25 protein-coding genes are annotated in these 25,319 nt (G+C 64.7%); 3 read left to right on the top strand and 22 right to left on the bottom strand.

Annotated elements, in window-relative coordinates; genetic code table 11:
• Positions 1-8 precede the first annotated feature (8 nt).
• The 13 genes from G7026_RS10305 to trxC all read right to left on the bottom strand — a co-directional run bounded on the left by G7026_RS10305 (position 9) and on the right by trxC (position 11,671).
• Positions 9-2,348, bottom strand: coding sequence for an MMPL family transporter (locus G7026_RS10305; protein WP_181070679.1), 2,340 nt, complete (start codon positions 2,346-2,348; stop codon positions 9-11).
• Positions 2,332-2,955, bottom strand: a complete 624-nt coding sequence (locus G7026_RS10300; RefSeq protein WP_258190230.1) for an outer membrane lipoprotein carrier protein LolA — start codon at positions 2,953-2,955, stop codon at positions 2,332-2,334. Before G7026_RS10300 ends, G7026_RS10305 begins: the two co-directional genes overlap by 17 nt.
• Positions 2,949-3,377, bottom strand: a complete 429-nt coding sequence (locus G7026_RS10295; RefSeq protein ID WP_181070678.1) for an acyl-CoA thioesterase — start codon at positions 3,375-3,377, stop codon at positions 2,949-2,951. Before G7026_RS10295 ends, G7026_RS10300 begins: the two co-directional genes overlap by 7 nt.
• Positions 3,370-4,905, bottom strand: coding sequence for an HAL/PAL/TAL family ammonia-lyase (locus G7026_RS10290; protein WP_181070677.1), 1,536 nt, complete (start codon positions 4,903-4,905; stop codon positions 3,370-3,372). Before G7026_RS10290 ends, G7026_RS10295 begins: the two co-directional genes overlap by 8 nt.
• A complete protein-coding gene (locus G7026_RS10285; protein ID WP_181070676.1) occupies positions 4,892-5,827 on the bottom strand; it encodes an LpxL/LpxP family acyltransferase in 936 nt (311 codons plus the stop codon). The genes G7026_RS10290 and G7026_RS10285 overlap by 14 nt, the downstream gene beginning before the upstream one ends.
• A complete protein-coding gene (locus G7026_RS10280; protein WP_375138199.1) occupies positions 5,827-6,627 on the bottom strand; it encodes a glycosyltransferase family 2 protein in 801 nt (266 codons plus the stop codon). The genes G7026_RS10285 and G7026_RS10280 overlap by 1 nt, the downstream gene beginning before the upstream one ends.
• 32 nt (positions 6,628-6,659) lie before the next feature.
• Complete coding sequence (locus G7026_RS10275) at positions 6,660-8,336, bottom strand: AMP-binding protein (protein ID WP_181070675.1); 1,677 nt, start codon at positions 8,334-8,336, stop codon at positions 6,660-6,662.
• Positions 8,333-8,878, bottom strand: a complete 546-nt coding sequence (locus tag G7026_RS10270; protein WP_181070783.1) for a COG4648 family protein — start codon at positions 8,876-8,878, stop codon at positions 8,333-8,335. Before G7026_RS10270 ends, G7026_RS10275 begins: the two co-directional genes overlap by 4 nt.
• Before the next feature lie 86 nt (positions 8,879-8,964).
• Entirely contained in the window at positions 8,965-9,222 is a 258-nt protein-coding gene (locus G7026_RS10265; protein WP_181070674.1) for an acyl carrier protein, read from the bottom strand.
• Between the two features lie 13 nt (positions 9,223-9,235).
• Positions 9,236-9,499, bottom strand: a complete 264-nt coding sequence (locus tag G7026_RS10260) for a phosphopantetheine-binding protein (protein ID WP_181070673.1) — start codon at positions 9,497-9,499, stop codon at positions 9,236-9,238.
• Entirely contained in the window at positions 9,480-10,289 is an 810-nt protein-coding gene (locus G7026_RS10255) for a lysophospholipid acyltransferase family protein (protein ID WP_181070672.1), read from the bottom strand. The genes G7026_RS10260 and G7026_RS10255 overlap by 20 nt, the downstream gene beginning before the upstream one ends.
• Positions 10,265-10,984, bottom strand: a complete 720-nt coding sequence (locus G7026_RS10250; protein WP_308811778.1) for a beta-ketoacyl synthase chain length factor — start codon at positions 10,982-10,984, stop codon at positions 10,265-10,267. The genes G7026_RS10255 and G7026_RS10250 overlap by 25 nt, the downstream gene beginning before the upstream one ends.
• Positions 10,985-11,236: 252 nt before the next feature.
• Positions 11,237-11,671, bottom strand: coding sequence for a thioredoxin TrxC (gene trxC / locus G7026_RS10245; protein WP_181070670.1), 435 nt, complete (start codon positions 11,669-11,671; stop codon positions 11,237-11,239).
• Positions 11,672-11,854: 183 nt separating this feature from the next.
• Between trxC and G7026_RS10240 the strand changes: the two genes are divergently transcribed.
• Positions 11,855-12,022, top strand: coding sequence for a hypothetical protein (locus tag G7026_RS10240; RefSeq protein WP_181070669.1), 168 nt, complete (start codon positions 11,855-11,857; stop codon positions 12,020-12,022).
• Complete coding sequence (ptrC, locus tag G7026_RS10235) at positions 12,019-12,216, top strand: type III secretion system co-regulatory protein PtrC (RefSeq protein ID WP_181070668.1); 198 nt, start codon at positions 12,019-12,021, stop codon at positions 12,214-12,216. Before G7026_RS10240 ends, ptrC begins: the two co-directional genes overlap by 4 nt.
• Before the next feature lie 33 nt (positions 12,217-12,249).
• Here the strand turns inward: ptrC and G7026_RS10230 are convergent, their stop codons facing one another.
• The 7 genes from G7026_RS10230 to G7026_RS10200 all read right to left on the bottom strand — a co-directional run bounded on the left by G7026_RS10230 (position 12,250) and on the right by G7026_RS10200 (position 19,447).
• The gene (locus G7026_RS10230) at positions 12,250-14,040 is read right to left on the bottom strand and encodes an SLC13 family permease (protein WP_181070667.1); all 1,791 of its coding nucleotides are present in this window, start codon (positions 14,038-14,040) and stop codon (positions 12,250-12,252) included.
• 140 nt (positions 14,041-14,180) lie between these two features.
• Positions 14,181-14,834, bottom strand: coding sequence for an HAD family hydrolase (locus tag G7026_RS10225; protein WP_181070666.1), 654 nt, complete (start codon positions 14,832-14,834; stop codon positions 14,181-14,183).
• Positions 14,834-15,823 (bottom strand): ABC transporter ATP-binding protein, encoded by a 990-nt coding sequence (locus G7026_RS10220; protein WP_181070665.1) that lies wholly within the window; start codon positions 15,821-15,823, stop codon positions 14,834-14,836. The genes G7026_RS10225 and G7026_RS10220 overlap by 1 nt, the downstream gene beginning before the upstream one ends.
• 20 nt (positions 15,824-15,843) lie before the next feature.
• Positions 15,844-16,632, bottom strand: a complete 789-nt coding sequence (locus G7026_RS10215) for an ABC transporter permease (protein WP_181070664.1) — start codon at positions 16,630-16,632, stop codon at positions 15,844-15,846.
• Complete coding sequence (locus tag G7026_RS10210) at positions 16,619-17,527, bottom strand: ABC transporter permease (RefSeq protein ID WP_181070663.1); 909 nt, start codon at positions 17,525-17,527, stop codon at positions 16,619-16,621. Before G7026_RS10210 ends, G7026_RS10215 begins: the two co-directional genes overlap by 14 nt.
• A complete protein-coding gene (locus tag G7026_RS10205; RefSeq protein ID WP_181070662.1) occupies positions 17,524-18,327 on the bottom strand; it encodes an alkaline phosphatase family protein in 804 nt (267 codons plus the stop codon). The genes G7026_RS10210 and G7026_RS10205 overlap by 4 nt, the downstream gene beginning before the upstream one ends.
• Positions 18,328-18,388: 61 nt before the next feature.
• Positions 18,389-19,447: an ABC transporter substrate-binding protein gene (locus G7026_RS10200; protein WP_181070661.1), complete on the bottom strand. Its 1,059-nt coding sequence runs from the start codon at positions 19,445-19,447 to the stop codon at positions 18,389-18,391.
• A gap of 347 nt (positions 19,448-19,794) precedes the next feature.
• Here G7026_RS10200 and G7026_RS10195 point away from each other — a divergent pair, with 347 nt between their 5' ends.
• Positions 19,795-20,508 carry a UTRA domain-containing protein gene (locus G7026_RS10195; protein WP_181070660.1) on the top strand — a complete coding sequence of 238 codons (714 nt, stop codon included), beginning with the start codon at positions 19,795-19,797 and terminating at the stop codon, positions 20,506-20,508.
• A 205-nt stretch (positions 20,509-20,713) separates the two neighbouring features.
• Here G7026_RS10195 and G7026_RS10190 read toward each other — a convergent pair whose 3' ends face one another.
• Together G7026_RS10190 and G7026_RS10185 are read right to left on the bottom strand one after the other, a co-directional pair.
• On the bottom strand, positions 20,714-21,877 hold the full coding sequence (locus G7026_RS10190; RefSeq protein ID WP_258190228.1) for a hypothetical protein: 1,164 nt from the start codon (positions 21,875-21,877) through the stop codon (positions 20,714-20,716).
• Positions 21,861-25,283, bottom strand: a complete 3,423-nt coding sequence (locus G7026_RS10185; protein WP_181070659.1) for a toxin VasX — start codon at positions 25,281-25,283, stop codon at positions 21,861-21,863. Before G7026_RS10185 ends, G7026_RS10190 begins: the two co-directional genes overlap by 17 nt.
• Between the last annotated feature and the right edge of the window lie 36 nt (positions 25,284-25,319).

The raw sequence follows: 25,319 nt of genomic DNA, 5'->3' as shown, positions 1-25,319 counted from the left end.
GGCGAGCGTCATGGCTGCTCCTCGGTCCGCGGACTTGCCGCCCAGGGCGCGAACAGGAAGCTGAACAGCAGGCCCAGGCTGACCGCCAGCCCGAAGCTGCTGACCGCCGGCGTGCTCGACAGCATCAGCAGGCCAAACGACAGCCAGGTGGTCAGAGCCGCCAGCAGGGTACCGATCAGGCTCACCGCAGGACCGCCGACGGCCTTGCGCATCAGGATCGCGTAATCCACGCCGATGGCGCTGACCAGCAGGAGACCGAACAGGCTGAACAGGGTCAGCGGCTGTCCCAACCAGCCCAGGCTGGCGAGGCTCGCCAGGGAGGCCAGGACGGGGACGGCCAGGCAGCGCAGCGCGCCGGCGACGCCGAACGGCAAGCAGAGCAGTGCGAGAATCAGCACGCAGGCCAGGAGCTTGAGCTCGGCCGCCTCGATCTGGGTGGCGGCGAACCGGTCGTTGAGTTCACCCACACGGTCGATCGGCGTCACGCCTGGCAGGCCGGCAGCAATACCGGCGAGCACCTGGCTGTCAGCAAGACCGTTCAAGCTGACGAGGCCGACAACCTGGCCGTCATGCTCACCAAGCCAGAGCGGACGCCACGCTTCACCCAGCGGGCCGGCAAGCGCCTGTTCGAGGCTCACCGGATCCGCCTCGCGCAGGCGTTCTGCCTCATCGTCCAGGGCCTGCGGAGAAAAGCCCAGGGCCAGCAGCGGCGCACCATGCCGAACCAGGGCCTCTAGCGCATCCTGGAGACGAGCCTGTTCATCCATCGGCGCCAGGAGCTGGTTCAGGGCGCGATAGCCCGTCAGTCTGCCTTCAGCGATCAGCGACTCGAGCCGCTGGGTCACGGTTGTCTGGCGCTCCAGCAACTGGTCGACGTCATCGCCGCGCACCAGGAAATACTGGCTGGTGGGCTGGAAGCCGGTGAGCTCGGCAATGCGCGCGGCCTGTTCGGTCAGTTGCGGTGCGCGGCTGACCCACTGGCGCAGGTCGTCCTTGAACGAGAGCTGCATCAGCCCTGCGCCGCAGCACATCAGCAGCGCGACGAGCAGCCAGGGTGTGGCGATACGCACGAGCAGCCGCTCGCGCCAGGCCAGCAGGCGTTGCGCCAGCGCCAGGGGCGTCGCGGCGGGGCGCAGCGAACCGCCGATCAGCGCTGGCAACAGGCAGACCGTGCAGAGATAGGCGGCGAGCAGGCCGCTGGCCGAGAACACCGCGATCTGGGTCAGTGCGGGAAAGGGCGTGAAGGCCAGCGCCAGGTAGCCGATGAGGTTGGTGAGCAGCGCCAGGCTGAGCCCGCCGAGTGTCAGGCGCAGGCCGCGCCACGGCCGCCAGGGTTGCAGCGCCCAGCTCTTGGACAGGTAGTGCAGGGGGAAGTCCAGGCTGACGCCCACCAGGCTGGCGCCCAGCACCAGGGTCAGCAGATGGAGACTGCCGAAGACTGCGATGCAGACGGTAGCGCCCGCCAGTGCGCCGACGAGTACCGGAAGCACCACCAGCAACACGCGCAGGTTGCGAAACAGCAGCAACAGCAGGCCGATGCCCGCCGCCAGAGAGACGCCGCCGATCAGCGTGGTTTCCCGGCGTGCCTGGGTTTCGCCATGGGCGGCATGCAGCAGGCCACTGGCGGCGAGCAACTCGCCACCGGCGGCCGACACCTGCCGGCGAGCGCTGTCGACCTGTGCGGCGACCTGTGCCGGCAGGCCGCGGTCGAAGGCGCCGCCCTGCGTACGGGCGTGCAGCACGGCCCAGCGCACGCCGTCCCGTTCGACGAACAGCTGGCCGTCGAGGTCGGTCTGGACCTTGCCCGCCAGGCTCGCCTGATACTGCTGCGCCATCGCGGCGCTCCCCCAGACGTCCAGCTCCAGCGGGATCAGCCCGGCGCTGCCGGTCGGGTCGTACAGGCGTTGTAAGCGCTGCTCGACCCAGGCCTGTGGCGAGTCGATCAGCAGGCGACGCTCGGCCGGCCCGAGCAGGGCCAGACGCTGTTCGAGCAGTTGCTGGCGCACCGCGGGCAGATCGGCCTGCAGCGACTCCTGCACCTGTTCGAACAGGCCGGATGCCCGCAGCTGCTCGCCGAGCTGCCGGACAAGTGCCGTCGCTCGTGCGGCATCGGCGTGGCGGACCAGGATCAGCAGGTCGCGGTTGAGTGGCTCCTGCATGCGCTGCTCGGCCAGGGTTTCGAATTCCCCCGTGGCGGTGTCCGGCAGCAGTTGCAAGAGACTCGTGCTGATCGGCGCCGCACCGCGCCATTGGCCGAACGCGACGACGCCGAGCGCCAGCAATGCCAAGAGAAAACCGCCGACCAGCCAGCGCCGATGCGCCGGGGCCGTATCAGTCGTGTAGCTCATGTTGCTCAGCAGCGCTCAGGGCGCTGTCGGTCTGCTGGTCGAGCAGCCGCACCAGGGTTCGGTCGCCCTGCGTTTCGACCAGCTCGATACGCTCCACCCGTGCTCCCCCGGCCAGCGCGATGTGGGAGAACACCTGCTGCAGCAGGCGTGAGCGAGGTGTCAGGCGCAATTGCCAGGCCTCGGCGCTGCCCTCGAGCTGCGGTTCGAACTGTTCCTGCAATCCGCGGGTATCGCCGCGCAGCACCTGCAGGAACAGCTGGCTGTGCGGGCCGGCCTGGCCTTGCGCGGCCGGCCTCCACTGGCCTTCGCTGCGCCGCTCGATGGCTCCTGGGGTGATGCGGTAATCCTGTGTCAGCGGCTGCTCTAGGGACCAGAGCAGGCCATGGGTGGGTGAAAGCACGAAGCGGCCCTGACTGCTCAGCGGCTGGGCGAGGGCGCGCAGGTGCTTTTCCTGGATGAAGCGCCCACGCACGACTTCCGTGGCCTGCAGCTGCTGCGCGAGCTCCTCCAGTTCGAACGCCCACGCGCGAGGTGCCACGAACCCTGCCAGCAGGGCGGCAGCGATGGCGAGGCGGCGAGTGAGCGAGCGCGCGGTCCGGTTCAGCATGCCAGGGCCCTCTCGACCGCATCGATCAATACCCGGGGCGACGCCATCTGCATTTCCCGCGTGGCGATCTCGACCGCCACCTGGACGCTGCTGCCACGGGTCAGGCGTTCGCCGTTGTCCGCGTCGACGATCAGGTAGTTGATCTTCAGGCGGTGCTCCCATTCGACGAGGTCCGCGCGCACGACGACCCTCTGGTTGAAGCGGGCCGGGCGCAGGTAGCGCAGCTGCAGGTCGACGACCGGCCAGGCGTAACCCGACTCGCGCATCTGCACGTAGCCGTGGCCGACACGCTCCAGGAGCACGCAGCGCGACTGCTCCAGGTACTTCACGTAATGCCCGTGCCAGACCACGTCCATCGAGTCGACATCGAAGAAGGGGATCAGCAGTTCGAGCTCGGCCTGCAGCACGCCCGTCTTACGCATACAGCCCCCAGTGCCGTGTGCGGATGCGCTCCAGGCACAGGCGCAGTTCGGCTTCCAGGGCGCGGTCTTCGATCACCGGCGCGAAGTCTTCCCGCAGCGCGTGATGCATGTCTGCAAGGCGGGGCGGCAGCGGCGCTGCGCGTTCGCGACAGCGCAGCCAGACGCCTTGATTGGCGGCCAGTAGCGTGGCGGCAGCGACCTGTTCGGCTAGTTCGAGGCTGCGCAGCGCATCCCGCGCGGCGATGGTGCCCATGCTGACCTTGTCCTGGTTGTGGCATTCGGTGGAGCGGGAGAACACGCTGGCCGGCAGGGTGTTCTTCAATGCCTCGGCGGTCCAGGCGCTGGCGCCGATCTGCACCGCCTTGAAACCGTGGTTGATCATTGCCGTGGCGGCCGGGGCGCCGGACAGGTTGCTCGGCAGCCCGTGGTTGTAGCGAACGTCGACCAGCAGCGCCAGTTGCCGGTCGAGCAGGTCGGCGACGTTGCCGATGAGGTTCTTCAGGCTGTCCATCGCGAAGGCGATGTGCCCGCCATAGAAATGCCCGCCGTGCAGCACGCGTTCGTTTTCGGCATCGATGATCGGGTTGTCGTTGGCGCTGTTGAGCTCGGTCTCGATGAACTGGCGCAGCAACCCCAGGCTGTCGGCCAGCACGCCGAGCACATGAGGGGCGCAGCGGATCGAATAGCGATCCTGCAGGCGATGCAGCGGGGCGGCCGGCGCCTCGATGGCCAGGTCGCTGCGCAGCCAGGCGGCGACCTGCGCCTGCCCTGGATGGGGTTTGGCGGCGAACAGACGCTCGTCGAAATGCTCCGGATTGCCTTCCAGGGCGACCACGTTGAGCGCGGTGATGCGCGTCGCCAGCTGCAACAGGTACTCGGCGCGGGCGAACGCCAGGCAGGCAAGGCCGGTCATCACCGCCGTGCCGTTCATCAGCGCCAGCGCCTCCTTCGGGCGCAGCACCATGGGCGTCCAGCCCAATTCGAGATGCACCTCGGCGGCGTGGCGTCGCACGCCCCGATGGAGCACCTCGCGCTCGCCGCTGAGGGCCGCAGCGACGTAGGACAGCGGCGTGAGATCGCCGCTGGCGCCCACCGAGCCCTCTTCGGGAATCAGTGGCAGCACATCGTGCTCGATGAAGGCGTGCAGCCGCTCCAGCAGCTCGATGCGCACCCCGGACATGCCATGGGTCAGGGAGCGGAGCCGGGCGCCGAGTACGGCGCGGGTCGAGGGTGCATCGAGCAGCTTGCCCAGGCCGCAGCCATGGAAGGTATACAGATGGCGAGGCAGGGCCTCGACCTGATGCAGCGGCACCGGGACCACGCAGGAATCGCCGTAGCCAGTGGTCACGCCATAGATGACGCCTTCGCGGTCGAGCAGGGTGTCGAGGAACGCGGCGCCCCTGGCGATGCCCCCGCGAAAGGCGGGATCGGCCTGCAGGCGAGTCGGCGAGCGGCGCTCGGCCACCGCCAGAAGATCCTCGATACGCAGGTGATGCGTGCCGAATACGACGGGATCAGCTTCGGTCATGGTGTTTCCAGAACGGGAAGAAATTGAACCATTGCAGCGGTACCTCCAGGCAGCGCGCCGCCAGGCGATCGGCATAGCGCTGCGCCCATTGGCCGACCACGGCGTCGCGTTCGGCGCGGCGCCAGGCGATGCGCTCGGCGAAGGGCTCGAGGTGAACGTGATAGCGGTCGCCCTGTTTCAGGCAGAACAGCAGATTGACCGGGCATTCCAGCAGCCCGGCCAGCAGCCACGGCCCTTGGGCGAAGGTCGCCGGTTCGCCGAGAAAGCGGACCTCGCTGACGCGAGCGCCGTGCAGCGGAACCCGGTCACCGGCAATCGCCAGCCATTCGCCACGCTCCAGACGCTGGGAAAGCTGCAGCATGACGGCCGGGTCCAGCTCGCTCACCTGGATCAGACGCAGGTGGCTCGCGCCCGATTCGCCGAGCAGACGGTTGAAGTGTTCGGCGTGACGGGTGTGGACCAGCACGTTCATCGTTACCGACGAGCCCCGCTCGGCCAGGGCGCGGCAGACTTCGAGATTGCCCAGGTGCGAGCCGACCAGCAGCTGGCCACGGCCCTGACGGAACCGCCCATGGATGTCCGCCGGATCGTCGATGACGACCTGCTCGGGGCGCAGCGTGCCGTTCCAGACGTCGAGCTTGTCGAGCATGGCGTCGGCGAAGGCCATGAACTGCCGAAACACCGAGCTGGCCGTCGGCGCGAGCGCGGCTTGACCGCTCCAGGCCGCGAGGCGTCGCTGGTACTCGTGCGCACTACGCCGCGCGCTGGGCACGCAGAGGTAGTAATAAAGGACGATCAAGTACAGCAGCGGCGCCATCGCCCGGCGACCGAGCAGGCGCACCGCCGTCGCGGTGAATTTCATCAGCCGGTAGCTGCCCTGCTCGCGTCGCTCGGCCCAGTGCGCCTGGCCCGGCTCACGCATCAGCGCCACCGGCGAAGCAGCAGCCCCGGTGCCCGGACCAGCATGCCGAAGAACAGCCGGGCATGCATGGCCGAAATCCGTGCGTTGTCCTGCCACAGACGGAAGTGCGAGACGCCGTCGGCCGGATAGGTGACTTGCGCCGGCAGCCAGACCATCGGCTGATCGCGCCAGTGCAGGCGCACCAGCACTTCGCTGTCGAACTCCATGCGCTTGCCCAGTTGCACCGAATCGGCCAGGGCCAGGGTCGGAGCCAGCGGGTAGACGCGCAGCCCGCACATCGAATCGCGGATCGAGGTGGACAGGGTGTTGATCCAGACCCAGACGTGGGTCAGGTAGCGCCCGTACAGGCGTCCCTTCGGCACGCTGCCATCGAACTGCGGATAGCCGCAGACCACGGCGTCAGGCGCCTGGCTGGCGATGTCGAGGAAGTGGCCGACGACGCCCAGGTCATGCTGCCCGTCGGCGTCGACTTGCAGGGCGTGGGAGTAACCGAGTCGGGCCGCTTCGCGGATGCCTCGGATCACCGCGGCGCCCTTGCCTTGGTTGCGCGCGTGACGCACCAGGCTGACGCCCGGCAGCCGGGCCAGTTCGTCGATGACGGCGGCGGATTCGGGCGACGAGCCGTCGTCGACCAAGATGCAGTGAAGGTCTTCGGCCTGCAGCTGCTGCACGACCTCGGCCAGCTGCCGCTCATGGTTGTAGACCGGCACCACGGCGCAGGGCTTGAACCAGTCTTCGGCAAGGGCCGGGATCGGGTTACGCACGGCAGTGGCGGTGGCCGTCGTGCTCATATCGAGCATGACGGGCGCAGGCGCCAGTTCGTTCAGGTCGGTCATTGGTATTCCCCCAGTAGAATGCGTCCGGACGAGCAGGGTGCGTCGCCGTTGCGGTAAGCAAAATGCAGCTTGTTGCGCTCGCGATCGAAGCGCAGGGTGAGGTGCAGCCGATCCCCAGGCCGTGCGAGTTGCTGAAACTTCAGCACCTCCATTCCACGGAACAGCGGCGGCAGGTCCATCAGTTGGCGTGCCAGGCTCAGGGCCCAGTCTATTTGTACGACCCCCGGCAGCACCGGGGTCTCGGGAAAGTGCCCAGTGAAGTGGGCCAGATCCACCGGCACCCCGAGTTCGAGGAGCCAGTGATCATCGGTCTGGTGTTGCGATAGAGCATGGGGCAAGTGTACGCGCGGCGCGGCGAGGCAGCGTTCGATCTCCGCTTGCGGCAGCTTGCCCTGGGCATTGCAGGGCAGCTCCAGCGTCAGGCGCCAGCGCCGTGGCAGCGCGAGGGGCTCGCAGTGGCCGGCCAGGTGCGTGCGCAATGCCTGGGTGAGGGCGCGCCGTCCCTTGTTGCGCAGCGCATGCAGGCCGGCGCCGCTGAGCGCGACGAGCGCGCCAAGGGAATCGCGGTTCTCGCGGACCACCCCCAGTCGGGCCTCCTTGACCCAGGGATGTTCGGCCAGTGCCGCCTCGAGCATGGGCAGCGACACCCGTTTCTCTTCCAGCTTGACGATACGGTCGACCCGGCCGAGCAGTTCGAAGCGGCCGTCGTCCCTCATCAGGGCGGCGTCGCTGGTCTGTTCGCATTGTCCCTGTGGCAGGTACGGCGAGCGGACCTGAAGGGCACCGTCGTCGCGCTGGCTCAGCTGCACGTCGGCAAAGGGCGTCCATGCGGTTTCTCCGGCGCGCCAGGCGATGCCGCCGGTTTCGGAGCTGCCGTAGATTTCGGTGGGCCACTGGCCGAGGCGGGCCTGCAGCTGCCCGGCGGCCTGCTCCGGCAGCGCGCCGCCGGAGGAAAAGACCTTGCGTACCTGGCGCAGGGCGCTCCAGTCGAGGTTGTCGCCCATGCGCTTGAGCAACGCCGGGCTGGCCACCCAGCAGAACGGCGTGTGCGTGCGGCTGGCCAGCTGTAGGTCTTCCGCGAAGGGCAGGGCGCGACGTAGGAACGGACGGCCCGCGCAGAGCGGCCAGAGCACCCGGAACAGCAAACCGTAGATGTGCTGCGCCGCGACGCTGCCCACCACGCAGGCGCTGCCGAGTTCGGCGCCCCACAGCCGTTCCAGCGCCTCGACCTCGTTGGCCAGTTGGCGCAGCTGCTTTTCGATCAGTTTCGGCTCGCCGCTCGACCCTGAGGTGCACAGCACCAGGCGGCAGGTGTCCAGGTCGAGTGGTGCGGGTTCCAGGGCTTCGCCGTAGAGCTGGTCGTAGCGGTTGTCCTCGGGCTGATCGCTCAGCCACAGCTCGACCTTGCCTGCCAGGCGCGCGCGGCTGGCCGGTTGAAGGTCGGCTGGCAGCCATACGCATACGCCGGCGCGCCAGGCAGCGAGCAGCACGACAGCCATCTGGCCGGCATCCTCCAGGTGCACACCGAGGTGACGGATGCCGCGTTCGCGCAGACCGCCGGCCAGGCGCAATGCCTGGTCCTGAAGCTCGGTCAGCGAAAGGGCGGTTGCCAGGGCGACTTGCCGGGCCGGGCCTACGTGGCGCAGCAGGTCGGCCAGTGGAATCCAGCTCATGCGAGCCTCCTGACGCGTTGCCTGACCAGCCACTCGACCGCGAACAGCGTGCCCATCAGCAGGTAGGCGATCAGTCCGGTGTAGAGCGTCCACCAGGCCAGCGGCGCCCAGAGCGTCAAGCCGGTGGCGATGGTGCCGTTGACGACGAAGAAGCCGACCCATACCCAGGTCACCGTCCGCGTGTAGCGGACGGCACGCGGTGGCAGATCGGGCTCGCGCAGCCGCGCCAGGCGCTCCACCACGGGCTGGCCGCTGGCCAGGCTGCTGGCGAAGACCAGGAGCAGGGCGAGGTTGATCAGCACCGGGTACCAGCGCAGCAGCGTCTGGTCATCGGCGAGGCCGATCAGCGCGCAGAACCCCAGCGCGACGACGGCCGAGCCGCGCAGCATCGCGCTCCGGGGCCCGCTGAGCAGGCGCAGCAGCCAGAGCGCGCCGAGCGACAGCGCGATCAGGCGCGGCGACAGGTGCTCCATGCCGAAGTACACGGCGAACGGGTAGCACAGGCCGGCCAGGAGCAGAGCGAGGCTGACCAGCCGGGGCATACCGGCGCTGCGGTGAGAGGTTGATGCGTCCATCGGACTGCAAGCCTGCTGCGTGGTGTCGGTGGGTGGGCGTCGGTCGATGCGGCTCAGGCCGCCTCGGGGTTCAGCATGCGGTGGACGGCCTCGATCACGTCGCCGACCGTGCGCACGCTCTTGAACTCCTCGGCGGCGATCTTCTTGCCGGTCTTGCGCTTGATGTGGTCGATCAGGTCGACCGCATCGATGCTGTCGATCTCCAGATCCGTATACAGGTTGGCTTCGAGGCTGATGCGTTCCGGCTCCAGCTCGAAGAGCTCTACCAGGGCTTCTTGCAGGGTCAGGAAGATGTCGTTGCGGCTATTCACGGTGGGCCTCTCCTTAGGCAGTGGCGCGGTTGGCTTCGATGAAGGAGGCCAGGCTGTTCACGCTGGCGAAGTGCGAGCGGGTGTCCTTGGCGTCGGCGTCGATCTTGATGCCGAAGCGTTTCTGGATCGCCAGACCCAGCTCCAGGGCGTCCACCGAGTCGAGCCCCAGCCCGTCGCCGAACAACGGCTGGTCGCTGGCGATGTCGTGCGGGGCGATGTCTTCCAGGCCCAGGGCGTCGATGATCAGGTGCTTGATGTCAAGCGTGAGTTGGCTCATCGAATGCGAGCTCCTTTATGTAGTGTCGATGCAGATGATCGTTGAGTTGCCGGGAGGCAATCGGCGCCGCTCCCCGTGCGGCGAACGCCTGCGGATCGATGTCGTTGCCGACTCGCAGGTGAAAATGGAAGCGTCGTGACGGTATGCGGTACCAGGGCTCGGCCTTGGTCAGCGTCGTCGGGCTCACGCGGATCACCACCGGCGTCACGCAGCGGGCGCCGCGCAGCGCGATGGCTGCCGCGCCGCGATGGAAGGTCGGCGTCTGGCCCGGAACGGTACGCGTCCCTTCGGGGAAAATGATCAGGGTCTGGCCCTGGCGCAGGGCGGTAGCCGCTTCGTCGAGCATCTCGGCGCTGCCGTCGTTGCTGATGTATTGCGCGGCGCGGATCGGGCCTCGGGTGCAGGGGTTGTTCCACAGGCTTTGCTTGACCACGCAATTGGCGTCGCGAATCAGCGCGATGAGCACCACGACGTCGATCAGCGAGGGATGGTTGGCGATGATCAGCTGGCCGGGGCGACCCAGCCGCTCGGCGCCTTCGACCTCATAGGTGAACACGCCGCTGCGGTACATGAAGCGCACGAACAGCCAGAACAGCCGGCTGACCGTGGCGCGGGCGCGGCGGCGATGGTCCTCGGCGGTGCCCGGCAGCAGTGAGAGCAGCGGGAAGACCAGCAGGCGCAGGCACAGGCCGCCGAGGCCGAACAGCGCGAACGACAGAGCGGTGGCGATCAGCCTCCACCACCAATTGGCGGAGGATCGGGCGTTCAGTGAGTCCGTTGCCAGTTCCATACGCGCTTCTTCCAGTGATGCAGGCCATGGGTTCGCTCGCCCGACAGCAGGCGGATCAGTTGCAGGGCATGGGGCAGGGGCGGCAGCGAGCGGTTCTCGGCCGCCTGGCCCAGGCTCAGCTGCCAGTCGGTCCCAGGCGTCAGCAGCAGGGCCAGGGCATAGGGAAAGCGGACGTCCTCGGTCCAGGGGGCGTAGAGCGCCGGGGGCAGGTCTTCGGCGACCACCACCAATACCGCGTCGGCGCCTTCGGCCAGGAGCATGGCGGCTTCCATGACGGCATGTTCGAGGCCGTCGCCCTCGGCGGCCAGAGCGGTCATTTCGCTACGGTCGCCGCGCAGGATCGACCACAGGCCGATGATCGCGTTGTGTACCGAAAGGCTGAACTGGGTCGGCGACAGGGGTTCGCCCTGCGCCAGATCGGTGAGCAGGGCGAAGGTGCGCGGCGTCTCGCCATGTCGCGAGGCGTAGACCAGTGGCATCGCCGCGCGACCTTCGGCCAGCGGCATCGCGACACTGAAGACCATTCGTGCCAGACGGCTCATGCGCCGCCGCTGCATGGGCGGCAGAAAAGAGACGTCAGGCTGTGCCTCGCTGGCATCCGGCTGCCAGGGCGCAGCGGCCCAGCGCATCCAGTCAGCCGGACTTTCCAGTCCGGGCGCCCAGGCTTGCCATTGCTCGAGGTTGAATGAAATCACGCGACATCTCACAGGCTCGGTGGGAGCCATCTGAAATCACGGCGCGCTGACGTCCCTGTAACATCAAATTATCGCCGCCGGGAAAGGTCGGCATTATCCAGTCGGCATCCAGGCCAGGCAAACGATGGCGTCGATAACCGGATAAGAGGTCACTGTCAATGATGTCATTTGGCCTGTTTTTTGGTCGTCAAGACCCTGTTTCGTTAAGTGGTGCTCAAATCAAGAAAATGCTCAGGGATGGTCTTTGACTATTCAGATGCCCTGTTGGCGGAGCCAGGCGAGCAGCTGGGGCAGCGGTAGCGCTCCGCTTTGGCGAGCCGTTTCGCGGCCATTGCTGAACAGGATCAGGCTCGGAATCGAGCGAATGCCGAGCTGGCCGGCCAGCGCCGGATTGGCTTCGCTGTCGAGCTTGGCCAGTCGGCAGCGCCCAACCAGCTGAGCGGCGGCCTGTTCGAAAGTTGGTGCGAAGCTCCGGCAGGGGCCGCACCAACTGGCCCAGACGTCCACCAGCAACGGCAGGTCGCCCTTGATCTGGCTGGCAAAATTAGCCTGGTCGAGGGTGAAGGGCGTGCTACTCAGGACCGGCTGTTTGCAACGCCCGCAACGTGGCGCCTGGTCCAGGCGTGCGGCCGGAATGCGGTTGAGCCCCGCGCACTGGGCACAGGGGACGACAAGCTGATCGTTCATGGCGGGCTCCGGTGGTGGCTGAGGATGAATGTGGAGATGACAGGCGCCGATCTCAAGCCGTGCAGTGGTTCTATCAGTGATCTCGATAGTCACCATAACCAGGCTTTACTTCTGCCCTGACGGGAGCGCGAGGATTATCGAGTCATCGGGTCGCTTCGCCCGCTTCGACAGAGGACATCAGCCATGAATCATTTCGCCGCCATCGCCAGCTTCGTCACCGCTTCCGCGTTCGCCAGCGTAGTCAGTGCCGAGAGCCATCAGAAAGCCGCCGACGGCCTCGCGCAAGCTCCCGGCGCGGTCGCCGCGCAGCTGGACAGCCGTCCCACCGACGATTCGCGCCAAGCCAAATGAACGTCGCCCGTCGGTTGGCCGACCTCAATGCCTATGGCATCACCCACGCGCGGATTGACGAACGCGGCATCCACTTCGAGTCTGAGCTCGCCGTGCAGTTGGCGGACGGCACGGTAACTACGCTGCGCATGCCGACAGGGCTGAGTGAGCGCCTGGAAATTCAGCGTGCACTGTGCGGCAACGATCGATGTTAACGGCGCGCCCTGGCAGGCGCGCCGTGTCGACGCTCAGAGCGGTGTCAGGGGCCAGAACAACGGGATGACGGCCGTGCCCACCAGCCACAGCAGCAGGTTGAGGGGAATCCCCACCTTGAGGAAGTCGGTGAAACGGTAGCCGCCGGCGTTGTAGACGAAGGTGTTGGTCTGATAGCCGATCGGCGTGGCGAAGCTCGCGCTGGCGGCGAACATCACCGCGACCACGAAGGCGCGCGGGTCGACGCCTAGGTGTTGTGCCAGGCCGATGGCGATCGGCGTGACCAGTACCGCTACCGCGTTGTTCGACAGGAGCTCGGTCAGTATCGAGGTCAGCAGGTAGATGAACGACAGCATCAGCAGCGGCCCCGCCCAGGGCAGTACGCCCATGACGTTCTGCACGATCAACGCTACCAGCCCGACCTTGTCCATCGCGATGCTGATCGCCAGCATGCCGAAGATCAGCGCCAGGATTTTCCAGTCCACCGCCTTGTAGGCATCGTCGACTTCCAGGCAGCGGGTCGCCAGCACGGCAACCGCGCCGATGATCGCCAGGCCTTCGATCGGCATCACCTTGAACGCCGCTAGCAGCATCACGGCCAGGGTGATGACGATGGCGATCGGCGCCTTTTCACGGCGGTAGGCGCGTTCCTGCACAGTGTTGAGGCTGATCAGGTCGCCGTTGTCGGCGAAGCGCTTGATCTGCTGTGGGGTGCCTTCGACCAGCATCACGTCGCCGAACTGCAGTTCGAAGTCATCCAGGTTGCCTTGGATGTTCTCGTCCTGGCGATGCACGGCGAGCACCGCCATGCCGTAGCGCGCCGTCAGGTCGAGGTCGCGCATAGGCCGGTGGCTGTAGCGCGAGTTGCGGCCGACGATGGCTTCTGCAAGCACCACGTCGTGGCTGCTGATGGTCTGGAAGGCATCGTTGCGGTTGAAGCTCAACTGGCCGCTGCCGCGCAGCTCAACCACATCCTTGACCTGCCCATGGATGACCAACTGATCGCCGGCCATCAGAAGGGTGTCGTGGGGCGGTTCGCTGATCTGCTGGTCACCGCGAAACAGCTTGAGCACCTGCAGCCCGCTGCCGCCGTTGAGGTTGGCCTCGGCCAGGGTCTTGCCGACCATGGGTGAATCGTTCGGCACCAGCAGCTCGGTCATGAAGGTCCGGTCGAGGTTCGGCCGCAGCTGCTTGGACAGGCTGTCGCGCTCGGGCAGCAAGCGTCTGCCGATCGTCAGCATGTAGGCCATCCCCGCCGCGGCGAACAGCAGGCCGGCTCCGGTGAGTTCGAACATGCCGAAGGGTTCAAGGCCGGCCTTTCGCGCCACGCCGTCGACCAGGATGTTGGTCGAGGTGCCGATGATGGTCAGGGTGCCGCCGAGGATGGTGGCGTAGGACAGCGGGATTAGCAGTTTCGAGGGTTGTGTGCCGGCGCGCTTGGCGAGCGAGATGGCGACCGGCGTGAGGATGGCCACGACCGGCGTATTGTTCAGGAAGGCCGAGACGGCCAGGGCTGTGATGGTCAGCCCGGCGAGCACGCGGGTGGGACTGGTGCCCACCAGGTCGCCCAGCCAGTTACCGAGCGCGTCGATGCAGCCGGTTCGCTCGAGGGCCGCGGAAATCACGAACATGCAGGCGATGGTGACGGGTGCCGAGTTCGACAGGACTCCAAGCACCTCGGCCGGCGTCAGCAGCTGGCTGACCAGCAGCGCCGCCACGGCAATCCCGGCGACCACGTCGGGGCTACGGGTTTCCCTGACGAAGGCCACCAGCACACAGATCAGCAGGGCGCAGACGAACAGCAGCTGCAGCGAAACACCGAACATGGACATCCTTAAATGCGTTGGAATCTCGTGTGAGGTATCAGCGCAGGGCGAAACCACTCTTGGTGCGCACGATAGAGGGCTACGCTTAGACAGTCTAAGAATGTTTGGGCAGGTTTATATGCCCTTTAGCTATGTATCGATCAGGACCAGTTCACGATGGGCCAACCTTCCCGTCGTGCCTGTTCGGCCAGCATCGGGTCGGGGTTGACCACATGGGCGAAATCGACTCGCTGCAACAGAGGCAGGTCGTTGATGGAGTCGGAATAGAAGTGCGCACCAGCCAGCGACTCGCCCTGGTCGGCGACCCATTCTTCCAGGCGCCTGACCTTGCCCTCGCGATAGGTCAACACGCCGCGGGTCGCACCGCTGTAGAAGCCGTGCTGCTCCTCGAGATCGATCGCCAGTACCTCGTCGATGCCCAGCCGCTCGGCGATGGCACTGACCAGAAAGTGCGCCGAGGCGGAGATCACCAGTATCCGGTCGCCGGCCATGCGGTGCTCGGCAATGCAGCGCATGGCGTCGCTGTAGATCAGCGGCTCGATCACGTCCTCGACGAAGGGTGCGACGACATGGGCCACTTCTTCGGCGGTACGCCCCACCAGCGGCGCCAGGCTGAAGGCCATATAGTCCTCCATCGCCAGGCGGCCGAAGGCGTATTCGGCCATCAGTTCGGCGTCCTTGCGCAGGAAGGATTCGCCATCGACCCAGCCGATCTTGGCCATCTCGTGGGACCAGAGGCTCGCGCAATCGCCGTCGATCAGGGTTTCGTCCAGGTCGAAAATTGCCAGTGCCATCACGCTACCTCGTGGATTGCCGAAGCGTCGATGGTAAGGCCTACCGGGCGGCCGTGGGGATAGAGGTCGGCGGCGGAGCGGTTGAGCACGTCCACTGTCAGCTCCACGCCGCGTGCCTCGACCCGATAGCGGATCACGTTGCCCAGCAGGCTGTGGCTCTTGATCACCGCCTCGATCGTACCTTCGCTGGCGAGGCCGATGGACTCCGGGCGAATCGCGACGCGTGCGCTCACCGGTTCAGCCAGCAGTCGACTCGCCGCCTCTGGCTCGAGCAGGTTGTAGTTGCCGATGAAGCCGGCGGCGAAGGCATTGGCCGGTGCGGTATAGAGCGTCTCCGCATCGCCGCTCTGGACGATCTGCCCAGTGTTCATCAGGAGGATGCGATCGGACATCACCAACGCCTCCTCCTGATCGTGGGTCACGAAGATCGTGGTCAGGCCAAGCTCCTGCTGGATGGCGCGGATCTGCTCGCGCAGGTGCTTGCGAATACGCGCATCGAGCGCCGAGAGCGGTTCGTCGAGCAGGAGCAGGCGCGGGCGGGTAACCAGCGAGCGGGCCAGCGCCACCCGCTGGCATTGTCCGCCGGACAGCTGCGCGGGATAGCGCGCGGCGAACTCACCGAGTTCCACCAGTTCCAGCACCTCGGCGACGCGGGCCGCGCTTTCGTCGCGGGCGACCTTCTGCATGCGCAACCCGAAGGCAACGTTCTGCGCCACGGTCATGTTGGGGAACAGCGCGTAACTCTGGAAGACCATGCCGATTCCGCGTTTCTGAGGCGTCAGCGGCACCAGGTCCTGGCCGTCGAGCAGGATTCGCCCGCCGTTGACCTCGGTCAGCCCGGCGATGCAGCGCAGCAGGGTGGATTTGCCACAGCCCGAGGGGCCGAGCAGGGTGATGAATTCACCCTTGGCGATCTCGCAGTCGATGTCACTGAAAATGGGAGTCGCGCCGTAGTGCTTGTGCAGACCCTGAATCGACAGATAGCTCATGGATGATCCTTGTGGCCGGTTCACGCCGGGCGGTCCCTGTTCAGTCGGTTGGCGGCCCAGGTGAACATGAGCACGAAGAAGAAATAGGAAATCACCAGCGCGCTGTTGAAGTGCCCGCTGCTGTTGCGCATGTTGTTCAGGTAGACCTGCAGCGTCTCGTAGCGGGTGCCGACCAGCAGGTTGGCGAAGACGAACTCGCCGAACAGGAACGAGAACGACAGGAACAGCGACACCATCAGCCCCTTGCGCAGGTTCGGCAGCACCACCAGGAAGGCCGCCTTCCAAGTGCTGGCGCCGAGCAGCTGGGCGGCGTCCATCAGGTCGCGCAGGTTGATCGCCTGCAGGTTGTTGGTGATGGCCCGGTACATGAACGGCAGGGCGATGGTGAAGTAGGCGCCGATCAGGATCCACGGCGTACCGACCATGGCCAGCGGGCCGGAGCCGTAGAGCTGCAGCAGACCCACGGAGGACACCACCGGCGGTACGGCGAAGGGCAGCAGGATGAGAATGTTCATCAGCCCGTCGAGCTTGGGGAAGTGGTAGTGCACCACGAACAGCAGCGGCAGGATCAGCACCAGCGACAGGGTCAGCGCGCCGAAGCACACCAGAAGCGACTGTCCGAACGCCGCCAGGAACCGTGCGTCGCTCCACAGCGCGGCGTACCACTTGAGCGTCAGCCCGTCGGGCAGCACCGAGGCCGACCAGCTGCTGGCGAGTGAGTACAACAGCGTCGCGGCCAGCGGCAGCAAGAGGATCAGGAACAGCAGGTACACCACGCTGCGGTGGTAGATCGACTCAGCGCGCCGCATGGTAGCTCCTGCGCAGCAGCAGTTGGTGGGCCAGGGTAATGATTGCCATCAGTCCCACCAGCACCATCGACAACGCACTGGCCAGGTTCGGATCCAGCGAGATGTCGCCCGCCACCAGGCCGGCGATGCGGATCGGCATTACGTTGAAATTCCCGGTGGTGAGGTAATACACCGTCGCATAGGCGCCAAGCGCGTTGGCCAGCAGGATGACGAAGGTTCCCAGCAGCGCCGGGGTCAGCACCGGCAAGCCGATATGGCGCCAGAACTGCCAGGCGCCGGCGCCGAGCAGTGCCGCCGACTCCCGCCAGTCCTGGCGCAGCGCGTCGAAGGCGGGGTAGAGCAGCAGTACGCCCAGCGGGATCTGAAAATAGGTGTAGAGCACGATCAGGCCGGTCTTCGAGTAAAGGTTGAAGTCCTCGATGATCCCGGCCTGCTTGAGCAGGATCGTCAGCGCGCCGTTGAAGCCCAGCAGGATGATGAAAGCGAAGGCCAGCGGCACGCCGGCGAAGTTGCTGGTCATGTTGGAAAAGGCCATGACGAAGTCGCGCAGCCTGGAATCGACCTGGCGTAGCGAATAGCTGCCGAAGATCGCGATCAGCATGCCGAACAGGCTCGACCAGAAGGCGATCTGCAGGCTGTGCTTGATCGATTGCAGGTAGAACCTGGAGCTGAAAATCTTCTGGAAATGCGCAAGCCCCCAGCCTTCTGGCGTATTGAGGCTGTTGATGGCGATCCAGACCAGCGGGGCGATCTGGAAGACCACGAAGAACGTCGCGAAGGGCAGCAGCCAGAGCAGCGCCAGCCACTTGCTCGAACCGGCGCTGCTGCGTGCGCGCACCGGTTCGGCAGGCGCCACGGCGGCGGTCTTGGGTGTTTCGTCGAGGCGTGCGCTCATCGCAGGAGTTCCCGGCACAGCGGCTTGTCGTGGGGGACGCCCAGCAGCTCGCAGACGGTACCGCACAGCTCGGTCTGCAATGGCTTGGCGCTGTCCGAGAAGCTGAACGCTGAGCCGAGCACGAACAGCGGTACGTCTCGCTCTTCAGCCAGCAGGCCATTGTGGGAGCGGTCGCGGTTCATTCCATGGTCGGCGGTGACCAGCACCTGGTAGCCGTCATCGAGCCAGCGTTGCAGGTATTCGGCCAGGAGGATGTCGGCGCGGCGCGCGGCGTTGCGGTACTCGGCCGAATCCAGGCCATGGCGATGGCCGGCGTCGTCGATGTTCATCGGGTGAACCAGCAGAAAATCCGGCTCGTGGCGCAGCCGCAGGCTCTCCGCATCGGTGAACAGATGCGAGTCGGGGTAATGGTCGGCGTAGTAGAAATGGCCGTGCTGGATGGGCAGCTCCGGTGTGTCGCTGTGACGATCGCGTGCAGGCTGAAAGGGCGCGCGGTTATACAGCTCGCTGATCCAGTGGTAGGCCGCCGCGGCGGTTCGGCGCCCGGCGTCGCGGGCGTAGTGGAAGATGCTGCGCTCGCGTGACAGGCGCACCACATCGTTGTGCACGATGCCGCTGTCGATCGGCCTGACCCCCGTGAGGATGCATTCGTACAGCGGCCGCGACAGCGCGGGCAATTCGCATTGCAGGCGGTACAGGGCGGCGCGCTCGGCTGCGCAATAAGCCTGCAGGTGCCCCATTGCATGTTCGGCGACCTGATAGCTGAGGCCGTCGAGCACCACGAGTATGACTTTGTGCATCGCGCTTTCCTGGCTGTAATCCGGACCTGGCGAGCGGCTCGGGCCGCTCGCCATCGGAGATTTATTCCATCTCGATGATCACGTACTCCTGCCACTGCTGCGGCAGCGCCTTGGAAGTGGCCTCCCAGGCCGCGCTGTCTTCGATCGGCTTGACCTTGGCGTACTGCTCGTTGGGCAGCAGCTTGGCCTGGACCTCGGCCGGCAGGGTCAGGTGCTCGGCGCGGATCGGCCGCGCGTTGCCCTTGGCGAGGTTGATCTGCCCGGCGTCGGAGAGGATGTATTCACGTGCGAGCTTCGCCGCGTTCGGGTGCTTGGCCCATTTGTTGATGATCGTCGTGTAGCCGGAGATCACCGAACCGTCGGAGGGAATCAGGACCTCGAAGCGGTTCGGATCGATCTGGTCGCGGTACGACAGGCCGTTGAAGTCCCACACCACACCGACCTCGACTTCGCCGCGCTCAAGGGTCTGGATGGTGGGGTTGGACAGCGACAGGCGACCCTGCTTCGCAATCTCGGCAAAGAAATCCAGGCCCGGCTGGATATTCTTTTCGTCACCGCCGTTGGCGATGGCTGCGGCCAGCACGCCGTTGACGGCCTGCGCTGCGGCGCTTACGTCGCCGATGGCGACCTTGGATTTGCCCTGCTTGAGTTCGGCCCAGGAGGTGGGCACGTCCTTGACCAGCTGCTTGTTGACGATGAAGGCGATCGAGCCGGTGTAGGCGAGCATCCAGTGCCCGTCCTGATCCTTGGCCCACGTCGGGATCTGGTCCCAGGTGGTGGGCTTGTACGGCTGGGTGACCCCCTGCTGCACGGCGATCGGGCCGAAGGCGGCGCCGACATCGCCAATGTCGGCGGTGGCGTTTTCCTTCTCGGCGGCGAACTTGGCGATTTCCTGGGCCGAACTCATGTCGGTGTCCTGGTGCTTGAGGCCGTACTGCTTCGCCAGGTCTTCCCAGGTGTCCTTCCAGTTCGCCCAGCTGTCCGGCATGCCGACGCTGTTGATGGCGCCTTCTGCGCGCGCGGCCTCTTCGAGGCTCTTCAAATCCGTATCCGCCGCGTTCGCCGAAGTCGCCAGGGCGATCGCCGATCCCAGCAGTGAAGCCAGTAGCAGCCGTTTCATTCGAAGCTCCTTTCGCAGATGTCAGGGTTGGTCTAGGTCAGCAAGACCCAAGCCAATCTAGGGCGTGCAAATGACAATTTCATGTCCTTGGGCCGGGGTGCGCGTACGGCGTCATCGCGCGGACAGGGCGCCCACGAGAAGCCTAGCTCAGGCGCCAAAGCTTGCAGGACAAGGCTCGCAGGCATCGAACCATTGGCACGGGTCCTGCTCACTCGGCGGGGCGCGCAGGTGTTGTCACCGCGCATTCATCTGCGCCGCCTAGTCTTACTCGTCATGACGGGTTGTTTCCGGGGCCAGGCAATGAAGCGCTTTTTTGGTGCTGGACTAGTCCAGCGAGAGGAGCAGTGATGCGTGATGAGGCACCCCGGGCCGTAACGGCCATATGCCGCGCCCTGCAGGAGCAGATCGGTCGCGGCTTGTTGCCTGCGGGCGGCAAGCTGCCGGCCGAGCGCCAGCTCAGCGAACTGTTCGATACCACCCGCATCACTTTGCGCGAAGCGCTGGGCCAGCTCGAATCGCAGGGGTTGATCTACCGCGAAGACCGCCGCGGCTGGTTCGTCTCGCCGCCCCGCGTCGCCTACAACCCGCTGGTGCGCAGCCACTTCCACGCCATGGTCGGCGAGCAGGGCCGGGCACCGGCTACCCAGGTCTTGTCGGCGCGCCTTCTACCCGCCTCGGCCGAAATGTGCGCCCTGCTGGAGCTGCCGGCACTGTCGAGCGTCATCCAGATCCGCCGCGCCCGGCGCATCGACGGACGCCTGGTGCTCTACGTCGAGCATTACCTCAACCCGGCGTATTTCCCCGGCATTCTCGAGCATGACCTGACCCGCTCGCTGACCGAGCTGTATGCCCGCCAGTACGGCATCCATTATGGCCGTGTGCGCTTCGACATGGTCCCGACGGCCCTGCAGGGCGACGCCGCCACCACCCTGCGCGTCGCCCCCGGCAGCCCCGCCCTGCGCATCACCCGCCTAAACCGCGACCAGCATGACCGGCTGATCGATTGCGACGTGGAGTACTGGCGGCACGATGCGATTCATGTGCGGGTGGAGGTGCCGTAATAGGGGCCCTTCCGCGCAGCTGTGTAGTCCAAGAGCCGTCGAGACTTGTCTGAGGTCTTTCAACCAACAGCTACTGGATATGTGCTGCGGTGTAGCTGCAGCCATGGCGTGTTTGCCGCTCAGGCGTACCGAGGCGAGATCAGGCTATGGATGCGCTTGGCGGCTGCCGAGAGCGAGCGGCCTATCCACTTCGGCAAAGCAGGTACTAGATCTTCGCCGTACCGGCCTTGCTCCGGCCCGCTAGGTTTGTGCGCCCGACTTCGGCCATCAAATCGAATATCGAGCCTTGTGGATGACGTTGGCGCAGGTTTGCCAGCAGCTCACGCTGCCTGAGCAGCTCGGCGCTGGGTTTGGCCCATTGCTCGGGAGGCAGGGGCTCTGACCAGGCGCGCATGGCTTCGGGAACACTGCGCTGATGCATGCGCTTGACCCGATTTATGTCCCACTCGGTGAGGTGGAAGGGCAGTGTCCACAGGGTGCATAGATGGTAGAGATACCAGCCAAGCACATACCACTTGCCAACTCCGCCTTCGCGGTAGTGGCGACGCATGCGTTCGCGGGCGTTATAGAAGGTGTGTAGACCTTCATGAGGTGGATCATGTGGGCCTTGCAGATCGAAGGGGTCTTGAATGTCCTTGAGGCCATGAATCTCGTGATCCATATAGGCACGAATGGCCTCCCAGTTGCCTATGGCCATGCCCAAGCCGCCGGTGGCGAACTCCAGAGTGTAGTCATGGCCACTTGGAGCATGGTGAAAACCGACCCCCATGGCGAACTGACTTTGTACACCATACTGGGTGACCCCCCGCGCCTCGATTACCCAGGCGAAAACCTGTTCCCAAGGGACGAAGATGGGCTCGGTATGACCCTCAGGCACAAAGCAGACTTCTCGGCGTTGGCGGTTGAAGCGCGATGCAATTACGGTTTTGTGTTGAAGGTGATTGTGCCACCAGATGGAAAGAGCCAGGGCCAGGATTGCTAGCGTTCCCATTAAGCCTATTTTTAGTCCTGTTTCGAACACCCCGGCGGTCATTTGCCAAGTGTCAAGAAGCGTCCCACCTACTAATGGAGTCAGCAAGGCAGCAAGAAGAGGGGACAAAATTGCTGGCATGATAATGCCAACGAAAAAGGGGCCTCCCAACCTTAGCTGCCAGCCAAATACAGGTGGCAAGCCCGTACCAAAACTGAGGTAGATGTCATTCACCTCACCAATGGCATGGGCATAGTCATGGGGAGGTTCACCCGTTGGCAGTGGCAATGGGGCCAGGTAATTGACCCGCCCGCCCGGAAAGTTCTGGTTATCCCCGGCCTTGTGTGGTTTATCCAGGCCGGGTGGGGTGGCGGTTTGGGTGTCAGCGGTTTGCGGCATCTTGGGCATCCAGTAATAGCAAAGGGTCGATCTGCAGCTTTGCTGCGGCCTGACCTTCAATGGTTGCCTGGCTGGCGGGATACTCGCCCGGCTTATCGGGCGCAAGGCGAATGGTATGGCGTTCTTCGCGATACTGGCCGCGCTCGTTGCGGCGTTCGACCCTTAGCTCCAGCAGCAGTTCTTCCTGGGTGTACCCGCCAATGGCTGCGGCCATGGGCTGTGGGCGTTCGACCCGGAGTGCCAAAGGTGAACTGGCGGCCAGTTCCAACCCCAACTCATGGAGCGGGTACCACCTGACCATGGACTCCCCTTTGTCATAACGCACGGTGCGAATGCGATAGGCACTGAGGCTCAGGCGTGCAGCAGGTTGCCCGGCTAGAGGCTGTTCGAACTCTGCCTGGCTCAGGCCCGGGAACGCCAGGGCAATATCGATGCGCTTGGGCGGCAACAGCAGGTCGCGCCACCAGCTATCGTGGCTGTCGTGGATAACCGCTGCCGAGGGCCGTTGAATGACCCCAAGCAGCGTCTGCTGGTAGGTTTCCAGCGTATAGTCCTTGCGCTTTTCCGCATCCTGGCTCCAGGGCGTGCTGAGCAGCCAGTCGTCATGGGCGTTGGTATTGTTGCGGTTGTACCACCAGGTGCCGCTCAGCTCCAAGGCGGTAAACAGGGCTCCGGCGATATTGAAGCGGAAGAAAACGGTTGCCAGGCGCGGGCCGGCAAGTGCCCATGCAGCACGCCGCGCTGCAGCATTGGATAGATGTTTGGCAACCTCACCACCAGCACGAAAAGTGTGGGCAAGCCCGTAACCACTAGCACCGAGCATGCCGCTCGAGCCAGCCAAAGCAATAGCAGCGCCTTGCTGTGCTTGAGCGTTACCGTTTTGAACTGCACCTAACCATTCGTTGTAATGTGCCCTGCTACTGATAGCTGCAGCAAAAAAACCTGCTCCATACGCAACTAAACCAAGACCAAAATGTAATTTGCCCAGCTGCACGTGGGTTGCAGCCAATGCATGGTTCTGTAGCCCTTTCACCAGTTGTGCGGCTCTGGCCTCAAGTGCCGTATTGGCAATGGATTGGGCTGCAGCGAAACCTGCAGCACCAGCGGTCATAACGGCGCCAATGAACGGCATGAGGTCTTTTTTATCAGTTGGCTGGCTGAGAGTCGCCCTAGTTACCTGCACCAAATTCACCAACTGCGCCACAAATACTGCCAGTCCCACAGCGTCACCCAGCTTGCCGAGGGTGCCGGCAGTACCGTAACCATTGCGAATATTGCGCAGCCCTGTCGCGACTTCCTGTAGCTCGGCTGGGGGAAGGATCAGGGTGATGCCGGCGCGCCCAGGGGCTGCGCCCGCCACGCGCATGCTGTTCTGTGGTACTTCGGCGATAGGGCTTATGGCCGCCGCCAGACGGGGCTCCAGCACATCGAGTTGGGCGCGAACCCTGTCGATCTCGAGTTGCAACGCTTGTGCGCGCGGTGCTTTGTGGCCATTGTCGGCATTGCTGATGATCACTCCCCGCTGCTTCTTGAGGCGCTTGAGCTCCGCGCGATTGGCCAGCACTTCTTTCAGGTCTTCTATCAACGCGGCCTTTTCCGCCTCGCTGGCGACGACGAAGGTCAGGCCTTCACGTTTCGCCGCGTCGAGCAGACGCCTCGGTAGGGTTTTTGGCAAGCGGCGAAACAGCTCGTCGAGATCCGGTACCTTCTGTTGCCCCACTTCCTCGAAGAATGTCTGTATGGCTTTGCTGATGCCAAAGCTCAGTGCGGGATCAAGCGTGGATTGAGCGCTATGCCCCAGGGCTCGGGTCGTTTCAGGCAGCTCGTCCAGTGCCGGGATCTTGCCTTGTTCGATTTCGCTCAGCTTGGCCAGCCAATGATCGATGGCGACAGCGGCGCCATAGGTGGACAAACCCAGCAGTACGTACTGCGCCGCCAGTTCGCTTTGGGTATTCAGTGGCAGGGTGTGGAACAGTGGACGGTCGTACTGAGGGTTTTCTTCCAACCAGGCGTAGAGCTTTTCATTGGCTGCATCGCAACGACCGATATCCTTCAGGCAGGCGTATTGGGTGGCGAACGCCAGGCCGACCTGCTCGGCCTGCTGGGCATCGTAATACCAGGCTGCGCGATGAAAGCGCAGTTCGGTGGTCATGTTCGTACGGTCGGTACTGATCCGTTCCAGCAGTGCATCCCAGCGTTGCAGCTTGGCCCGGTTGGTCGCCAGAAAGGCATCCATGGCGGGGCGGCCGATCAGATCGTTGATCCCACGCTGTCCCAGCTTCGCACCATTTAGCACATCGCTGACTTGCTCGCTCAGGTCCTTCTTGACCCGAATGATCGTTTCCAAGTGGCGCCCTACGAACGCTTGATCCGCTGGCCTCAGTTGGTTGCGGGTGAACTGGCGCTCCTGTGCCCTATGTAAGGGTTCCGGGGTGGTGAGAACCATTGGGCGGGGTAGAGGGGCACCATTCAAATAATCGATCAGGGCCTGGCGGGTTTGCTGCTGTTCGGGCTCAGGCAACTTGGCGATATCAGCGACCATCGTCTGGGCGTCGCCGTCTTCCAGCTTGGACAATTCGTCGGCACTGATTTGCGTCCGTGATTCGATATAGCAGGCGATCATGTAGTCGCGCTCGTTCGCGCCAGGCTGTGAGCCGCCCTCACTCCATTCGCTGATCCAGCCGACCACCTTGTCTTGAAACTGTGCCAGGTCACGCATCACGCCGATGTCGTCGCGCAGCACCAGAAAGAGCGCGTCATGCTCGTGCGCCGGCAGGATCTTGCCAGTCAGTTCACCTATATGCGTGTCACGAAAGAGTGGTGGGTCTTCCCAGGCATAGTTCTGCAATTCCTCCGGGTGCGGCTCCACCAAGGCTGGACGGCTCTGGTGATCAGGGAAGGTTTGTTGGCCCTGCTCATCACGATGAACCTTGTTCTGGACGACTTCTGCCAGCCATTTTTCCGCCTGCTCGCGAGTCAGGAGGTGGGAGCCGCCTTGCTGCGGATCGGCCTGTTTCAGGTCGACCATTTGCATGAAGTATTCGCGATCCTCCTGGCTGGCCAGCACCTGGGTGCATTTGCGTGCTGTCCATTGCAGCTCGGAGTACGCCACATGCAGCTCGCTCGATCTGCGGAAGATCAGGTGCGGTTCGCCAATGGCGTTGGTGCGGGTGTCGGCGCGAACCTCTGCAGCCTTCCACAGCAGCTTGGTGATAGCACCTTGTTCGATCTGGTATTCGTGGAGGTACCCTGTGCCGTTGTCGATGATGTAGAGAAAGCCATCGCGCACGAGGCGGATACCCAAGGGGCGGCTCTGTAGAGTGAAAGGCATCGATAGCTGGCTAGAGGGGTCGATCCATTCGGTCAGGCTGTAGCGCAGCGGAATCAGTTGCACTTCGGTATTCATCAATGGGCATGTGCTTGTCGCAGATCGACTGTCGTC

It is taken from the genome of Stutzerimonas azotifigens (genome assembly GCF_013522725.1).
In the GTDB taxonomy this organism is placed as follows: Bacteria; Pseudomonadota; Gammaproteobacteria; order Pseudomonadales; family Pseudomonadaceae; genus Stutzerimonas; species Stutzerimonas azotifigens_A.
Note: the sequence above shows the minus strand (reverse complement) of the source record. Positions and strands in the feature narration are given on the sequence as shown.

Coding starts and splice junctions, on each gene's coding strand:
- G7026_RS10305 (WP_181070679.1), bottom strand. CDS start 2,348: ATGAGCTACACGACTGATACGGCCCCGGCGCATCGGCGCTGGCTGGTC.
- G7026_RS10300 (WP_258190230.1), bottom strand. CDS start 2,955: ATGCTGAACCGGACCGCGCGCTCGCTCACTCGCCGCCTCGCCATCGCT.
- G7026_RS10295 (WP_181070678.1), bottom strand. CDS start 3,377: ATGCGTAAGACGGGCGTGCTGCAGGCCGAGCTCGAACTGCTGATCCCC.
- G7026_RS10290 (WP_181070677.1), bottom strand. CDS start 4,905: ATGACCGAAGCTGATCCCGTCGTATTCGGCACGCATCACCTGCGTATC.
- G7026_RS10285 (WP_181070676.1), bottom strand. CDS start 5,827: ATGCGTGAGCCGGGCCAGGCGCACTGGGCCGAGCGACGCGAGCAGGGC.
- G7026_RS10280 (WP_375138199.1), bottom strand. CDS start 6,627: ATGCTCGATATGAGCACGACGGCCACCGCCACTGCCGTGCGTAACCCG.
- G7026_RS10275 (WP_181070675.1), bottom strand. CDS start 8,336: ATGAGCTGGATTCCACTGGCCGACCTGCTGCGCCACGTAGGCCCGGCC.
- G7026_RS10270 (WP_181070783.1), bottom strand. CDS start 8,878: ATGCCCCGGCTGGTCAGCCTCGCTCTGCTCCTGGCCGGCCTGTGCTAC.
- G7026_RS10260 (WP_181070673.1), bottom strand. CDS start 9,499: ATGAGCCAACTCACGCTTGACATCAAGCACCTGATCATCGACGCCCTG.
- G7026_RS10255 (WP_181070672.1), bottom strand. CDS start 10,289: ATGGAACTGGCAACGGACTCACTGAACGCCCGATCCTCCGCCAATTGG.
- trxC (WP_181070670.1), bottom strand. CDS start 11,671: ATGAACGATCAGCTTGTCGTCCCCTGTGCCCAGTGCGCGGGGCTCAAC.
- G7026_RS10240 (WP_181070669.1), top strand. CDS start 11,855: ATGAATCATTTCGCCGCCATCGCCAGCTTCGTCACCGCTTCCGCGTTC.
- ptrC (WP_181070668.1), top strand. CDS start 12,019: ATGAACGTCGCCCGTCGGTTGGCCGACCTCAATGCCTATGGCATCACC.
- G7026_RS10230 (WP_181070667.1), bottom strand. CDS start 14,040: ATGTTCGGTGTTTCGCTGCAGCTGCTGTTCGTCTGCGCCCTGCTGATC.
- G7026_RS10225 (WP_181070666.1), bottom strand. CDS start 14,834: ATGGCACTGGCAATTTTCGACCTGGACGAAACCCTGATCGACGGCGAT.
- G7026_RS10220 (WP_181070665.1), bottom strand. CDS start 15,823: ATGAGCTATCTGTCGATTCAGGGTCTGCACAAGCACTACGGCGCGACT.
- G7026_RS10215 (WP_181070664.1), bottom strand. CDS start 16,632: ATGCGGCGCGCTGAGTCGATCTACCACCGCAGCGTGGTGTACCTGCTG.
- G7026_RS10210 (WP_181070663.1), bottom strand. CDS start 17,527: ATGAGCGCACGCCTCGACGAAACACCCAAGACCGCCGCCGTGGCGCCT.
- G7026_RS10205 (WP_181070662.1), bottom strand. CDS start 18,327: ATGCACAAAGTCATACTCGTGGTGCTCGACGGCCTCAGCTATCAGGTC.
- G7026_RS10200 (WP_181070661.1), bottom strand. CDS start 19,447: ATGAAACGGCTGCTACTGGCTTCACTGCTGGGATCGGCGATCGCCCTG.
- G7026_RS10195 (WP_181070660.1), top strand. CDS start 19,795: ATGCGTGATGAGGCACCCCGGGCCGTAACGGCCATATGCCGCGCCCTG.
- G7026_RS10190 (WP_258190228.1), bottom strand. CDS start 21,877: ATGCCGCAAACCGCTGACACCCAAACCGCCACCCCACCCGGCCTGGAT.
- G7026_RS10185 (WP_181070659.1), bottom strand. CDS start 25,283: ATGAATACCGAAGTGCAACTGATTCCGCTGCGCTACAGCCTGACCGAA.